The 13464-nt window shown below is 67.8% G+C and carries 13 protein-coding genes; 3 read left to right on the top strand and 10 right to left on the bottom strand.

Annotated elements, in window-relative coordinates:
- Nucleotides 1–14 precede the first annotated feature (14 nt).
- The gene (locus IB227_RS17550; RefSeq protein WP_192288451.1) at nt 15–557 is read left to right on the top strand and encodes a thioesterase family protein; all 543 of its coding nucleotides are present in this window, start codon (nt 15–17) and stop codon (nt 555–557) included.
- Between the two features lie 29 nt (nt 558–586).
- Here the strand turns inward: IB227_RS17550 and IB227_RS17545 are convergent, their stop codons facing one another.
- Together IB227_RS17545 and IB227_RS17540 are read right to left on the bottom strand one after the other, a co-directional pair.
- Nucleotides 587–1003: a DoxX family protein gene (locus IB227_RS17545; RefSeq protein ID WP_225591957.1), complete on the bottom strand. Its 417-nt coding sequence runs from the start codon at nt 1001–1003 to the stop codon at nt 587–589.
- A 186-nt stretch (nt 1004–1189) separates the two neighbouring features.
- Nucleotides 1190–1702, bottom strand: a complete 513-nt coding sequence (locus IB227_RS17540) for a L,D-transpeptidase family protein (protein ID WP_207911799.1) — start codon at nt 1700–1702, stop codon at nt 1190–1192.
- Nucleotides 1703–1842: 140 nt separating this feature from the next.
- On the opposite strand from IB227_RS17540, the gene IB227_RS17535 reads away from it, so the two are divergent.
- Together IB227_RS17535 and IB227_RS17530 are read left to right on the top strand one after the other, a co-directional pair.
- On the top strand, nt 1843–2826 hold the full coding sequence (locus tag IB227_RS17535; protein WP_192288450.1) for a hypothetical protein: 984 nt from the start codon (nt 1843–1845) through the stop codon (nt 2824–2826).
- A 183-nt stretch (nt 2827–3009) separates the two neighbouring features.
- On the top strand, nt 3010–4059 hold the full coding sequence (locus IB227_RS17530; RefSeq protein ID WP_225591956.1) for a GGDEF domain-containing protein: 1050 nt from the start codon (nt 3010–3012) through the stop codon (nt 4057–4059).
- A 106-nt stretch (nt 4060–4165) separates the two neighbouring features.
- Here IB227_RS17530 and IB227_RS17525 read toward each other — a convergent pair whose 3' ends face one another.
- The 8 genes from IB227_RS17525 to IB227_RS17490 form a co-directional block, all read right to left on the bottom strand.
- Nucleotides 4166–4864, bottom strand: coding sequence for an OmpA family protein (locus IB227_RS17525; RefSeq protein ID WP_132864162.1), 699 nt, complete (start codon nt 4862–4864; stop codon nt 4166–4168).
- Nucleotides 4865–5003: 139 nt separating this feature from the next.
- Nucleotides 5004–6413, bottom strand: a complete 1410-nt coding sequence (locus IB227_RS17520) for a deoxyribodipyrimidine photo-lyase (RefSeq protein ID WP_192288449.1) — start codon at nt 6411–6413, stop codon at nt 5004–5006.
- 11 nt (nt 6414–6424) lie between these two features.
- A complete protein-coding gene (locus tag IB227_RS17515; protein WP_132864164.1) occupies nt 6425–7840 on the bottom strand; it encodes a replicative DNA helicase in 1416 nt (471 codons plus the stop codon).
- Between the two features lie 217 nt (nt 7841–8057).
- On the bottom strand, nt 8058–8615 hold the full coding sequence (locus IB227_RS17510) for an NADPH-dependent FMN reductase (RefSeq protein ID WP_192288448.1): 558 nt from the start codon (nt 8613–8615) through the stop codon (nt 8058–8060).
- A gap of 152 nt (nt 8616–8767) precedes the next feature.
- On the bottom strand, nt 8768–11038 hold the full coding sequence (locus IB227_RS17505; protein ID WP_192288447.1) for a thiamine pyrophosphate-dependent enzyme: 2271 nt from the start codon (nt 11036–11038) through the stop codon (nt 8768–8770).
- A 49-nt stretch (nt 11039–11087) separates the two neighbouring features.
- Nucleotides 11088–11744, bottom strand: coding sequence for a glutathione S-transferase family protein (locus IB227_RS17500; protein WP_318639561.1), 657 nt, complete (start codon nt 11742–11744; stop codon nt 11088–11090).
- Nucleotides 11745–11841: 97 nt separating this feature from the next.
- Nucleotides 11842–12378 (bottom strand): GNAT family N-acetyltransferase, encoded by a 537-nt coding sequence (locus IB227_RS17495; RefSeq protein ID WP_192288445.1) that lies wholly within the window; start codon nt 12376–12378, stop codon nt 11842–11844.
- 141 nt (nt 12379–12519) lie between these two features.
- Nucleotides 12520–13347, bottom strand: coding sequence for a glycine zipper 2TM domain-containing protein (locus IB227_RS17490; RefSeq protein ID WP_192288444.1), 828 nt, complete (start codon nt 13345–13347; stop codon nt 12520–12522).
- Nucleotides 13348–13464: the final 117 nt, after the last annotated feature.

Genomic DNA, 13464 nt, shown 5'->3' with positions numbered 1-13464 from the left:
GGTTTGCCCACGCCATGAATCTCTGGTTCCGTCTGCTGCACCTGCTGATCTGTTCCTGGTTCCGCCCGCGCCTGCAGGCCCCCACCGGCGTGTCGCGGCTGCAGTTCCGGGTGCTGCCCAACGACATCGACCTGAACCTGCACATGACCAACGGCCGCTACTGGACGATCTTCGACCTGGGCCGGCTGGACCTGGTGCTGCGCACCGGCCTGGGCAAAGTGGCGATGCGCCGCAAGTGGGCGCCGATCGCAGGCGCCGGCACCATCCAGTTCCGGCGCGAACTCAAGCCATTCCAGCGCTTCACCCTGGAAACGCGCATGGTCGGCTGGGTCGGCGGCCGCATCCTGATGGAGCAACGCGTGCTGGTCGGCGACGACGACAAGGTAGCCACCCGCGCCCTGCTGATCACCGGCATGTACGACCGGCGCGGCCGACGCTTCGTCACCGGCGAGGAAGTGCTGCAGGTGCTGGGCGTGCAGGACGTGGTATCGCCCCCGTTGGGCGCGGCGGCGCAGGCCCTGCTGGCCGCCGACGCCGCACTCAAGCTGGAGGACTGAGCAGGCCCGTGCGGGCCTGCTCCTGCCACTCAGTGGCTGCGCGTCAGTGCGTAGCGCCCGCCGCCGGTCACGGCCAGCAGCAGCAGGCCACCGCAGATGGCGACGTTCTTGAAGAACTGGATCGTATTGAGGTCGCGCGCTTGCCCCTCCATCGACCAGAACGCATGGCCCATCACCGCCGTACCCAGCGTGAAGAGCACGAACAACAGTGCCAGCGGCCTCACCCACAGGCCCATCACGATGGCCGCGCCGACGAAGAACTCCATGAACACCGACACCGCGGCCGCCAGGGTGGGAAGCGGTGCATGCAGCGATGCCATGTAGGCCACCGTGCCGGCGAAGTTCGTCAGCTTGGAAAGCCCTGACATGATGAACAAGACCATCAACAGGATGCGCGCGGCCAGGATGATTGCATCGCGGTTGCGCTCGACGAGACCGTCCATCATCGGATCCCTCCAGGCGGGCGTTGGGCTGGGGAGCACAGCATGCACCCGCACCGGGCGCGATTGCGACACGGCCCGGCACGCCCGGCCGGTATACCCCGCTTCACCGGCAGGCACCGTGATGAAGCCGGCACCGTGGCCGATTCAAACCCCGCCGTTCCCCCGCCGCCTGCAGACAGTGCCCTCCGCTCACGGCACGATCCGGATCGGCACCGGCACATCCACCACCTCCCACAGCGCATCCATCTGCGCATCGGTCAGCGCGATGCAGCCATCGGTCCAGTCGTGCTGCTGCAAGGCCGCGGCCGGCAGGGGCGACTGATTCGGCTGGCCGTGGATCATGATGTCCCCTCCCGGGGACACGCCGCGCCGCTGCGCATCGGCACGGTCCGCGGCATTCGGGTAGGAGACATGGATCGAACGGTGGTAGCGGCTGTTCGGGTTCTTCCAGTCCAGCATGTACACCCCTTCCGGCGTGCGCTTGTCCCCCTCCTGCTGCTTGTGCCCGGCCGGCACCCGCCCCAGCGCGATCGGGTACTGCAGCAACAGCGTGCGGCCACTGAAGACGAACAACTGCCGCTCGGACTTGTCCACGTAAACAAACGTGGCCTTCGGTTGCACTGCCTCGACGTCGTCGGTGGCCGCAGCCGTACCCACCATGGCCAGCATCGACGCCAGGCAGGCGTTGCTTCCCTTCAGCACGTGACACCCCTGTTGAACGTTGCCTCTGAGCCTACCCGACGACGCGTCGGTACGCCGCCATGCGCCGACGAGGCCGGTGACGGGCGTCATGGCCTATGCCAGACTCCGGCCACTTCGTCAGGATGACCGCAGGACGGCAGATGATTGTTCCGGAGTATTGGGCCGAGGCCCGCAGGCAGGTCCGCCATCGCCGCCGCAGCGTCACCGTCCGCCGCTTCGGCTGGTCCGAGCTCAGCCTGGAGGCCGCCCAGGCGCATGCCGAGGCGCGCGTGCAGCAGGCCATGGACGCCATCCTTGCCGGTGAATCACTGCCGCGCCGCGAGCGCCGCACCCACTATGGCGTGGAAGGCGTGCCCATCCGCGAGCAGGTCGTTGCGCGCGAGGGCGAAGATGTCATCACCCGCAACAGCTACGGCGCGCTGTGCCTGAACACCCCGGACGTGCTGTTCGCCGACATCGACCTGGAAGAGCCTCCCTCCGGCTGTGTCCTGCCCTTCCTGCTGTCGGCGGCCTGCTGGCTCGGGGTGATGGCCATCGTCGGCGTCAACGCGAACAACTGGTGGATAGGCGCCGCAACCGCCACCCTCGCGCTGGTCCTGCTCAACTGGCTGGTGGTAGTGGTCAGGCGCGTGCGCTTCAACGCCAATGGAGGCGCCCAGGGGCGCGCGCTGGCCAAGCTGGAGCAGTTCTCACGGCAACAACCGGACTGGACGCTGCGCACCTACCGCACGCCGGCCGGTTTGCGGGTGCTGGTGATGCACGCGGTGTTCGATCCGCAGGACAAGGCGGTCCACCAGTTCTTCAAGGCGGTCCACGCCGATCCGCTGTATGCCCGCATGTGCCGCCTGCAGCACTGCTTCCGCGCGCGCCTTACTCCCAAGCCGTGGCGGATGGGGATGAAAGCCCGCATCCAGCCACGCGTCGCGGCGTGGTCACCCGAGCAGGCCAACCGTCCGGACCGGTTGGCCTGGATCGCCGATTACGAGCGGCAATCGCCGGGCTTCGCCGCCTGCCAGTACCTGCGGACGTTCGGTGATACCGTGCGCGTCCATCCGCGCGCCGCGCAGGTACGGGCACTGCACGATCGCTACAGCCGGGCCGAAAGCCGCCTGCCGCTGGCCTGATCGGGTTTGCGCAAATGGGCCGGCGCGGCGTCCGGACGGTGAAATCCGGCTTCACGCGACGCTGCCGAACACGCCTTGAAAAGCGCCGCCGTGCGTCCATATCGGACATGAACACGGCCGTGGTTGGTCAGTAAATGACGCCCTTCCGGGGCGTTCCTGCACAAAGCAATCCGACGCCTGACCATGTGTATCCGGGTGAAGGAAATCCGCCACGGCCGCTGCTATGTTGCCGCCGCCATGCACACCCCCGGCCCTCCCGTCCAGCACGTTCCCGACCTGCCGCAGGCGCTGCGCAGCGTACCGCTGCGCACGATCGCGCCGACCTCGGCGCTGGTGCTGGTGTTCTTCAGTGCCTGGCTGGCTGCCGACCGGCGCCTGCCGGAACTGGCCATCAGCCTGCTGCTCACCGCTGTGGCCGTGGCAGCCACGGTCCTGGCCCAGCGTCGAAGGCTGGACATCGCCGGGGTGCTGGCCGCCCTCGCCAATGCAGGCGGCTGCCTGTTGGCGGCGTGGGTGCTGCAGCATTCGGCGCTGGCATGGACGTTCCTGGTCCTGATCAGCAACTTCTTCATCGTCCGCTACGAGGTCGCCGCACCGGTCAACCTGGCATTGGTCGTCGGGCTGTTGCTGCAGCCCGGGCTGCTGCTCGCGCCGATCCAGCCGCAGGCGCTTGCCGTCATCGTGCTGACCTTCGGTTTCGGCCATCGCTTCTCGCGGCGCCTGCAGGGCGACCGCAGCCGCCTGGAGCAACTGGCCTCGCTCGATGCCCTCACCGGCGTGCCCAACCGGCGCGCGCTCGAACGTACCCTCAGCCAGCAGATCATCGGCCAGCGCGAGAGCCGCTTCCGGCACGCGCTGGTGGTGCTGGACATCGACCACTTCAAGGACGTCAATGACCGCCACGGTCACGCCGCCGGCGATGCCGCCCTATCGGACCTGGCCGCCATCCTGCGCTTTGAATTGCGCGACCGGGACCAGGTGTTCCGCTTCGGTGGCGAGGAATTCGTGATCCTGGCCGAGACCGGTACGCGCGAAGCCCTGGAATGCTTCACCGAACGGATCCGCAAGGCGGTGTACGAGGCACTGCGGGGACCCGGCGGCCGCATCACCATCTCCCTGGGCGGGGCGATGTATGCCGGCGAACAGCGCTGGCAGGACTGGTTCGCGCGCGCCGATGCGGCGCTGTACGAAGCCAAGCGCAAGGGACGCAACAGCGCGGTCATCGCCGGCTGACCTGCCGCGGCGCGGTTGCAGGCCAAGGCGCATCGCCTCCCCGTGCCGACATGACAAGGGCCGCTTGCGCGGCCCTTGCTTCACACCATCAACGCTGCGGCTGCGATCACGACTTCAGCGGGATCAGGCGAATCTCCACGCGGCGGTTCTGCGCACGGCCGGCATCGGTGCTGTTGTCGGCGATCGGGTAGGCTTTGCCGGCACCCAGCGTCTCGATGCGCGCGCCCTGCACGCCCTGCGCGGTCAGGTAGGCGGCCACGGCGTCGGCGCGTTCCTTCGAGATGCGGTTGTTCACCGCGTCGGTGCCGATGCTGTCGGTGTGGCCAACCACTTCGATCATGGTCTGGTTGTACTCGCGCAGGGTGCTGGCCACGCCATTGAGCGCACCGTAGAACTGCGGCTTGAGGGTGGTCTTGTTGAAATCGAAGGTGATGCCGTCGGGCAGGTTCAGGGTGATGTTGTCACCTTCGCGCTGCACGTCGATGCCGGTGTTGGCAGTGCGCTCGCGCAGGGCCCGCTCCTGGCGGTCCTGGTAGTTGCCGATCGCCGCGCCGCTCAATGCACCGATACCGGCGCCGACCATTGCACGCTGGCGACGCTCGGTGGCATCGCCACCGCTGAGCAGGCCTGCGGCCACGCCGATGGCGGTGCCGATCAGCGCGCCCTTGCCGGTCTTGTTCTGCTGCTGGGTCTGGTTGCCGTACGGGTCCTGCTGCACGTAAGAGCCACCGGTGGCACAGGCCGAGAGGACGGCAGCTGCCACCAGACCAAGGGAAATATTGCGGACAGCGGTAACGGTGCTCATCAGAGTCTCCTTCATGGGCCGGCAGGAAGGCCGGCGTGGATTTGCCGGGCAAGGATAAACAGCAGGCTGCGACGTGGGGATGATGGAACCGCGCCGGAAGCGGGTTCCATTCATCTAACTGTCTGAAGCGTTCAAACTCTCAGCGGCACCGGTGGTAGGCGGCCAATGCGGCCTCCCTGCCCTGCGCCAGATCGACCAGCGGCTGTGCCGGATACGTGGGCGCCTGCTCGGCCAGCAGCGACGGTGACAACCACGGCGCGAACCGCGCCTTGACCGGCAGCCCCGCCAGTTCCGGCACCCAGCGGGTGATGTAGCGCGCATGCGGGTCGAACTTCTGCGCCTGCGTCACCGGGTTGAACACCCGGAAGTACGGCGCCGCGTCAGCCCCGGTGCCGGCGATCCACTGCCAGCCCATGCTGTTGTTGGCCAGGTCCGCATCCACCAGCGTGTCCCAGAACCAGCGCGCGCCTTCCTTCCAATGCATCCGCAGGTGCTTGCACAGGAAGCTGCCGACCAGCATGCGCACGCGGTTGTGCATGTAGCCGGTGGCCCACAGTTCGCGCATGCCGGCATCGATGATGGGGATGCCGGTGCGGCCCTGCTGCCAGGCGCCCAGCAGCTCGGCGCGCGGCGGCGCCCAGGCGAACGTATCGAAGCGCGGATTGAGGTTGCTGTCGGAAGTCTGCGGAAAGTGATGCAGCAGGTGCCAAGAGAACTCGCGCCAGCCCAGTTGCCGCACGTAACCGTCGATGTCGGCGTCGCGACCGGCACTGCGCAGCCGCTCCAGCGCGTGCACGATGCGCCACGGCGCGATCTCGCCGAAATGCAGGTGCGGCGACATCAACGAGGTGCCGGTACGGTCCGGCAGGTCGCGCTGCTCGCGGTAGCCATTGAGCGCGCCATCGGTGAAGACGTCCAATGCCTCCTGCGCACCGGCCTCGCCCGGTTGCCAGTGCGCCCAGAACCCCGCATCCCAGTGCAACCGCGGTGCCAGCTGCAACGCCTGCAGCGGCAGGCCCTGCAGGCCATGGCCGGGCAGCCGCGACGGCGCCTCGGTCAAGGCCGCCAGCCGCCACCGGCCCAGCGCGTTGCGCCAGAACGGCGTGAACACCTTGTACGGGCCGCCCTGTTGGGTCGCCAGTTCCCACGGTTCAAACAGCAGATAGCCGTTGTGGCTCTCGGCGTGCACGCCCTGCTCGCGCAGGCCGCGCTTGATCGCCGCGTCGCGTGGCTGGGTGGCCGGCTCGTACTTGCGGTTCCAGTACACCGCCTGCGCGCCGCTCTCGGCGATCAGCGCCTGCAGTTCGGCATGGCTGTCGCCACGCCGCAGCACCAGCGCACTGCCACGTGCACGCAGGTCGGCGTCAAGCTGCTGCAGCGACTGGTGCAGCCATGCATCGGAGGCCGCGCCCGGTGCCCATGCGCCCTCTTCGTGCGGCGCATGGATGTAGACCGGCAGCGGCGTATGCCCTGCCTCGATCGCGGCCTGCAGGGCCGGGTTGTCACGCAGGCGCAGGTCGCGCCGGAACCAGACGAGGGCGACGGACATGGCGGAGGGGCTTACTCGAACGCGCCGACCGAATCGTGGCTGAGGTTGTCGAAACGGGTGTACTCGCCGAAGAACTTCAGCTTGCACGAGCCGGTCGGGCCACCACGGTGCTTGCCGATGATGATCTCGGCCAGGCCCTTGTCCGGCGAACTTTCCTTGTTGTAGTAATCGTCGCGGTAGATGAACACGATCATGTCCGCGTCCTGCTCGATAGCGCCGGATTCGCGAAGGTCGGCCATCACCGGGCGCTTGTCGGTACGCGTTTCCAGCGAGCGGTTGAGCTGGGACAGCGCGATCACCGGCACGTTCAGCTCCTTGGCCAAACCCTTGAGCGAACGCGAGATCTCGGAGATTTCGGTGGCGCGGTTCTCGCTGTTGCCCGGCACGCTCATCAGCTGCAGGTAGTCGATCACCACCAGGCCCAGGTCGTGCTCGCGCTTGAGGCGGCGGCACTTGGAGCGCAGCACTTCCGGCGACACGCCCGGCGTGTCGTCGATGAAGATCTTGGTTTCCTTCAGCATGCGGATGGCACCGGTGACGCGGCTCCAGTCCTCGTCCTCGAGCTGGCCGGTACGCAGGCGCTGCGCGTTGATGCGGCCATTGGAGGAGATCAGGCGCATCGCAAGCTGCGAGGCCGACATTTCCATCGAGAACACCGCCACGCCCTTCTTCGACTTGATCGCGGCGTATTCGGCGATGTTCAGCGCGAAGGTGGTCTTGCCCATCGCCGGACGCGCGGCAAGGATGATCAGGTCGGTCGGCTGCAGGCCGGCGGTCATCGCGTCGAAGTCGTTGTAGCCGGTCGGCAGGCCGGTGATGTTGCCGCCGTTCTCGAAGCGGTTGCGCAGCTCCTCGAAGGCGTCCTTCAGCGCGCCGGGCATGGCCACGAAGTCGGTCCGCCCGCGCGCGCCCTGCTCGGCGATGGCGAACACCGACTTCTCGGCGGTGGCCAGCAGTTCGGTACTGTCGCGCCCTTCGGGCTGGAAGCCGTCATTGACGATGTCGGTGCCCACCTGGATCAGCTGCCGCAGCACCGCCTTGTCACGCACGATCTCGGCGTAGGCGCTGATGTTGGCCGCCGACGGCGTGGTGCTGGCCAGCTCGATCAGGTACGCACCATCGCCCACTTGGTCCAGCTTGCCCTGCGACTCGAACCATTCCCCCAGGGTCACCGCGTCGAACGGGCGGTCACGCTCGGACAGCTCGCGGATGGCGCGGTAGATCAGCTGGTGGTCGCGGCGGTAGAAGTCCTTCTCGGTCAGCGCCTCGTTGACCCGGTCGAATGCCTCCGGCGCCAGCATCAGGCCACCGAGCACCGCCTGCTCGGCTTCCACCGAATGCGGGGGTACGCGCAGGGCATCAATGCGCTGTTCGCCGCGCTCAGCGCGGTCGTTGCGGTCGGAACGGAAACCAGTACGAGCGGACATAAGAAGAACGTGATTCCTGCGCTAAGGCACTACGGCCATGGTAGGTGGGCATCTGCCACCGGGGTACGGACAACTCTGTGGATAACCTGTCCACAATTCCAGCCCCCGCGGCCTGGCGGGGCGTTCCGGAGTGGGCGGCCATACAGAAAGAAGCACCCGGCGCCGTTGCGGCGCCGAGTGCCGATTATCGCAAAGCCGCCGCGCCCGTGCCGACCGCTCAGCCGGCGTGGTGGGTCCCGATCCAGGCCAGGAAGCGGTCCACGAAGCCCTGCAGGAACGTCCGCGTGGCCTCATTGGTGATCGTGCCGTCGGCCTCGATCAGCCCCTCCTTGAAGTGCAGGAAGGCCTCCGGCTGCGCCAGCACCGCCAGATTCACGAACACCAGCACGTTGCGCAGGTGCTGCTGGGCCAATGCACTGCCGATGGCCCCGATGGAGGCACCGGTCACCGCCGCCGGCTTGCCGTCGAAGGCATTGTCGCCGTACGGCCGCGACGCGGTGTCGATGGCATTCTTCAGCACGCCGGGGATGGAGCGGTTGTACTCGGGGGTGACGAACAGGACCGCGTCGGCGGCACGCACCTGGTTCTTCATCCGCGTGCCCTGCGCCGGAAACTGGCCATCGTGGTCCTGGTTGTACAGCGGGATATCACCGATCTGGATGTACTCGAAGCTGGCCCGGTCCCCGGCCAGCTTCTGCAGCGCATGCGCCAAGCGGCGGTTGATCGAATCCTTGCGCAGGCTACCGACGAAAACGGCAATCTTGTAGGGGCTCATGGCGGGCTCCAACCGGAAGATGGGGGCAGGCTAGCCGCCCGCCGCGTTGGACCGGGTGAAGGCCGCGCGCCCCGCCCCGTTCCCGCGGACGCGGGAGGAGCGAGGTTGCCGCAACGTGCGGGCGTGCCAGCCGGACCGCGATGGCAGGTGCCTCACGCCAGTTGCGCGGCCGCGGCGACGATATCGCCCTCGCCCGGCAGCACCAGCAGGGCGGCACCGGCCAACGGCGTGTAGGTATCGGCACCGGTCACCCGCCGCAGCGGCACCTGGCCGTGGCCGGCCTCGACCAACGCGGTGATCACGCCCTCGCCCACCCCGGCGCTGTGCCGGCCCTCGTCGACCACCAGGATCCGCTTGGCGCCCTTGGCCTGTTCGGCGATCCAGCCTTCGTTCAACGGCACCAGCCAGCGCAGGTCGAGCACCCGCACCTTCCAGCCCTGCGCCTGTTCGATGGCCCTGGCCGCGCGCAGGCTCATCGGCACGCCGTTGCCATAGGTGAAGATCACCAGGTCGTTATTGCCTTCGCCATACGCGCGCCCCTCGCCCAGCGCGATGGCCTGCTCCGGCGCCGGATACGGGAACAGCCATTGCCCATCGCCGGTCTCGTACAGGTCCTTGGTCATGTACAGCGCGATTGGCTCCAGGAAGATGCAGACCCGCCCGTCCACCTTGGCCAGCGCCGCCAGCGTGCGCAGCATCGCCGCCGCATCATCGCCGCGCGACGGGCAGCCCACCACCAACCCGGGGATATCGCGGATGGCGGTGATCGAGTTGTCGTTGTGGAAGTGGCCGCCGAAGCCCTTCTGGTAGCCCAGCCCGGCGATGCGGATCAGCATCGGGTTGCGGTACTGGTCGTTGGAGAAGAACTGCAGCGAGCAGGCTTCGCCACGCACCTGGTCGATGGCGTTGTGCAGGTAGGCCAGGTACTGGATCTCCGGCAGTGGCAGCATGCCCATGTTGGCGAAGCCCTGCGCCATGCCCAGGATCATCGTCTCGTCCAGCAGCGTGTTGAACACCCGGCGCGGGCCGAATGCCTTCTGCAGGCCCTTGGTCACCGTGTAGACGCCACCCTTCTGCGCCACGTCCTCGCCGAACAGCAGCGTTTCCGGGTACTTGCAGAACAGGTCGTGCAGGGCCTGGTTGATCTGGATGGCCAGGTGCTTGGGCGGCTGGTTCTCCGGCAGCGCGGCCTCGCTCCCGAACACCTGCAACCGGCGCTCGGCGTAGTCGGCGCGGGTGGCTTCCTTGACCACCCGCTCCGGCGAGTACGGCGCCAGCGGTGCAACCACCTCAGCCAGTGCCTTCAGCCGCGGCCGCTGGTCGGCGGCTTCGGCCGCTTCGAAGCAGCGGCGCCGGGTGTGCTCGTACAGCGCCAGCACTTCGCCCTTGTCCATCAACCCGGATTCCACCGCGATCTGCGCCGAACGCAGCAGCGGGTCACCGGCCTCCACCGCGCACAGTTCCTCCAGGGCCCGCCATTCGATCTCGAAGTCGGTGCCGGCATGGCCCATCAGGCGGTTGGTGCGCAGGTGCAGGAAGGTCGGCCGGCGGGTGCGGCGGCAATGCTCCACCGCACGCTGCACCTCGGCGTAGCCACCGGCCAGGTCCAGGCCATCGGCCTGGAAGTAATCCAGCCCGGGCCGGTGGCGGAAGCTCTCGCCGATCCAGCCTTCGGGCGTCTTCACCGAGATGCCGATGCCGTTGTCCTCGCAGACGAACAGGACCGGGGCCGGCAACTTCTGGAAGCTGCTCCACGCCGCGGCGTTGAAGGCGGTCTGCGCGGTGGCATGGTTGGCCGAGGCATCGCCGAACGAGCACACGGTGATGCTGTCATCGGGGATCGGCAGCGCATGGCCCAGCCGCTTGCCGGCCTCGATCGCCATCGCCGTGCCCAACGCCTTGGGCAGGTGCGAGGCGATGGTCGAGGTCTGCGGCAACACCCACAGCGGCTTGCTGCCCCATACCTTGTGGCGGCCGCCGCTGGCCGGGTCGTCCTTGCTGGCGGCGAACGACAACGCCGAATCCATCACCGGGTCCATGCCCGGCAGCTTGCGGAAGCGCTCGGCCATGAAGCCACCGGAGCGGTAATGCAGGAAGGCCGGATCGGTATGCCGCGTCGCCCGCGCCACCATCGCGTTGCCCTCGTGGCCGGATGAACCAATCGTGTAGAAGACCTTGTTCTGCACGCGCAGCACGCGCGCCATCAGGTCCAGATGGCGGCTGATCAGTTGTGACTCGAACAGCTCACGGAAACCGGCCGCATCCAGCGCGCTGCCCGGCAGCACCGGCGCGGCGTCCTGCGGGCCGGCATCCGGCCCCCGGCCGAGGCCGTTCACGAATTCGATGAAGTTGGTATCGCAGATCTCGGCGCGGTTCAGGCCCTTCATCCGGGCCGGGATGGGATTCGGTACACGAGCGAACATGCAGACAGGCTCCACGAAACAAGGCGGTGTTGCGGGGGAAATGGGGGGATCAGCGCGACGCGGCGAAGCGCGCCTGGACCTCGGCGTCCGGCACCGGCATGGCGACGAAGCCGGGCTGGCGGCGGACGTCCTCCAACCAGCGTTCGACCGCCGGGTACGAAGACAGCGAAATGCCGCCGTCCTCGGCCACGGCGGTGTAGGCGAACAGGGCAATGTCGGCGATGCCGTAATCGCCGCCGGTGAACCAACGGTGGTCGGCCAGGTGGTGGGCCATCACCGCCAGCGCCTCGTGGCCGCGCGCACGCAGCCGCGGCAGGTCGGCACGGCGCGACGAGTCATCCGGCGTCCAGCCACTGATGAAGCGCGCCACGGCGATGCAGGGCTCGTGGCTGTACTGCTCGAAGAACATCCAGGACAGCGCCTGGGCACGTTGCCAGCCATCGGTCGGCAGGAACGGCGTGCCTTCGGCCAACCAGAACAGGATGGCATTGGATTCGGCAAGCACGCGGCCATCGTTGCGCTGCACCACCGGCACCTTGCCGTTCGGGTTCAGCGCCAGGAACTCGGCCGTGCGGGTATCGCCGCCGGCGCTGTCGACCTCTTTCCACTGGTAGCGCGAGCCCAGTTGTTCCAGCAGCAAACGAACCTTGTGGCAGTTGCCCGAACTGGACATGCCGTAAACCGTCAGTGCAGCGGCAGTACTCACAGCGTCGATTCTCCCCGCACCGCGATGGCGTGCGGCAATTGAATATGACCGGAATCGACGCCGGTTGGTAGCTGCAACCGCAGCAATCGGCAGGCGGTCAGCGTGCCGCCAACCAGGCCTGCCGCGACTGCCCCCAAACCTCCACGTCCACCTCATGCGGCGGCGGCAGTCGGGCATTGCGCAGCACCCGCGCACCCAGCTTGCGCGCCACGTGCTGGGAGTTGCTGTTGTCCGGCGCGATGGTATGGATCACTTCCTCCCAGCCCAGCGCATCAAAGGCCCAATCGATGGCCGCGCGTGCGGCTTCCGGGGCGTAGCCGCGCCCCCAATGCGACGACACGATGCTCCAGCCCACTTCGGTGCCGGGCCAGCCGTACGGCTGCCAGGGCCCGACCCGGCCGATCCAGTTCCCGCTGTCCTTCTCGATGACGGAGAACATCGAGTAGCCCAGTAACTGCCAGCTGCCGACCAGCCCGGCCAGGCTGCGCCACGCCACCGGCTTGGGCTGCACGCCCCCCAGGTGCTGCATGGCCACCGGGTCGGCGCAGAACGCGGCGAAGGCCTCGAAGTCCTGCCGGCCCGGTGGGCGCAGGATCAGGCGTTCGGTTTCCAGACGCAGATCGAAGATGCTCATGGATCAAGGCTCCTGCCGGGATTGGTCGGAACCCTAACACCTGTCCGGGACATCGGTCGCCTGCGCGGTGCGGGCCGTCCCCAAACAAGGAAGGCCGGCAAGATGCCGGCCTTCCAGATGCTCTCGGTGCAGCACGCCTGCTTACTGGCGGCTGCTGCCCACATCAACCGCGGCGGTCTGCGTCACCACCTGGCCGTCCAGCACCGGCAAGCGGTCGCTGCTCGGGCGGTTGTCCATCCGCACGGTCTTTTCCTGGCCCTCGTAGCGGTAGGTCACGTCATAGCCGACCGTGCGGTCGCTGTTGCCCAGCGACACGCGTTCACCCGGACGGCTGTCCATGCGCATCGTGCCGGTGCTGCCATCGGGCTTGCGGTAGGTCACGTTGTAGCCGGTCACGCGGCTGCTTTCGGCGGTGCGCTGCTCGGTGTGGCACTGGCGCTCGGTGCGCTGGACCACACGGCCGCCCACGTGGCGCTTGTCGACCTGGTTGCCGATCACACCGCCGGCCACCGCGCCTGCAGCGGTCGCGGCCTTCTTGCCGTTGCCGCCGCCGATCTGGTTGCCCAGCAGGCCACCGATCACCGCGCCCGCCACGGTGCCGCCGACGTTGCCGTCGCGCTCGGGCAGCCGCTCCTGCACCACCACGTCGTTGCAGACCTCATGCGGGGTGCTGGTGGTCGAGGTCTCGTTGATCGGCTCGGTGCGGGTCACCGTGCCGTACACGCGCTCCTTCTCGGTGACCGGGGCCACCTTCAGTACGTCGGCGTATTCCAGCTTGCCGCCTGCCTCGACCTGCGAACTGGCAGCGGCGTCATCGGCCAGCGGCTGGTTGTCCAGCACCGGGTTCGGCGTCTGCGCGGCCGGCAGCGTGGTGGCCTTGTCGCGCCCCTGCATGAAAGCGGCAGTGGCGATGCCACCCACCAGCAGGGCGCCGGCGGCAACCAGAACAGTAGTGGTCGTGCTTTTCATGGTTCAGCTCCCTGCGGATGGCCCGCGTCTTGATATGGGGTGGATTCCAGCACGCCAAAGCTGAACAGAGGCCCGCATGAATGGCATCGGCCTATCGAAAAAGCACGGCACGCCGCA

Source organism: Stenotrophomonas sp. STM01, from assembly GCF_014852135.1.
Lineage (GTDB): Bacteria > Pseudomonadota > Gammaproteobacteria > Xanthomonadales > Xanthomonadaceae > Stenotrophomonas > Stenotrophomonas capsici.
The sequence above is the reverse complement of the archived record's forward strand: the minus strand, read 5'-3'. Positions and strand labels throughout refer to the sequence as shown.

Coding starts and splice junctions, on each gene's coding strand:
- IB227_RS17550 (WP_192288451.1), top strand. CDS start 15: ATGAATCTCTGGTTCCGTCTGCTGCACCTGCTGATCTGTTCCTGGTTC.
- IB227_RS17545 (WP_225591957.1), bottom strand. CDS start 1,003: ATGATGGACGGTCTCGTCGAGCGCAACCGCGATGCAATCATCCTGGCC.
- IB227_RS17535 (WP_192288450.1), top strand. CDS start 1,843: ATGATTGTTCCGGAGTATTGGGCCGAGGCCCGCAGGCAGGTCCGCCAT.
- IB227_RS17530 (WP_225591956.1), top strand. CDS start 3,010: ATGTGTATCCGGGTGAAGGAAATCCGCCACGGCCGCTGCTATGTTGCC.
- IB227_RS17525 (WP_132864162.1), bottom strand. CDS start 4,864: ATGAGCACCGTTACCGCTGTCCGCAATATTTCCCTTGGTCTGGTGGCA.
- IB227_RS17520 (WP_192288449.1), bottom strand. CDS start 6,413: ATGTCCGTCGCCCTCGTCTGGTTCCGGCGCGACCTGCGCCTGCGTGAC.
- IB227_RS17515 (WP_132864164.1), bottom strand. CDS start 7,840: ATGTCCGCTCGTACTGGTTTCCGTTCCGACCGCAACGACCGCGCTGAG.
- IB227_RS17510 (WP_192288448.1), bottom strand. CDS start 8,615: ATGAGCCCCTACAAGATTGCCGTTTTCGTCGGTAGCCTGCGCAAGGAT.
- IB227_RS17505 (WP_192288447.1), bottom strand. CDS start 11,038: ATGTTCGCTCGTGTACCGAATCCCATCCCGGCCCGGATGAAGGGCCTG.
- IB227_RS17495 (WP_192288445.1), bottom strand. CDS start 12,378: ATGAGCATCTTCGATCTGCGTCTGGAAACCGAACGCCTGATCCTGCGC.
- IB227_RS17490 (WP_192288444.1), bottom strand. CDS start 13,347: ATGAAAAGCACGACCACTACTGTTCTGGTTGCCGCCGGCGCCCTGCTG.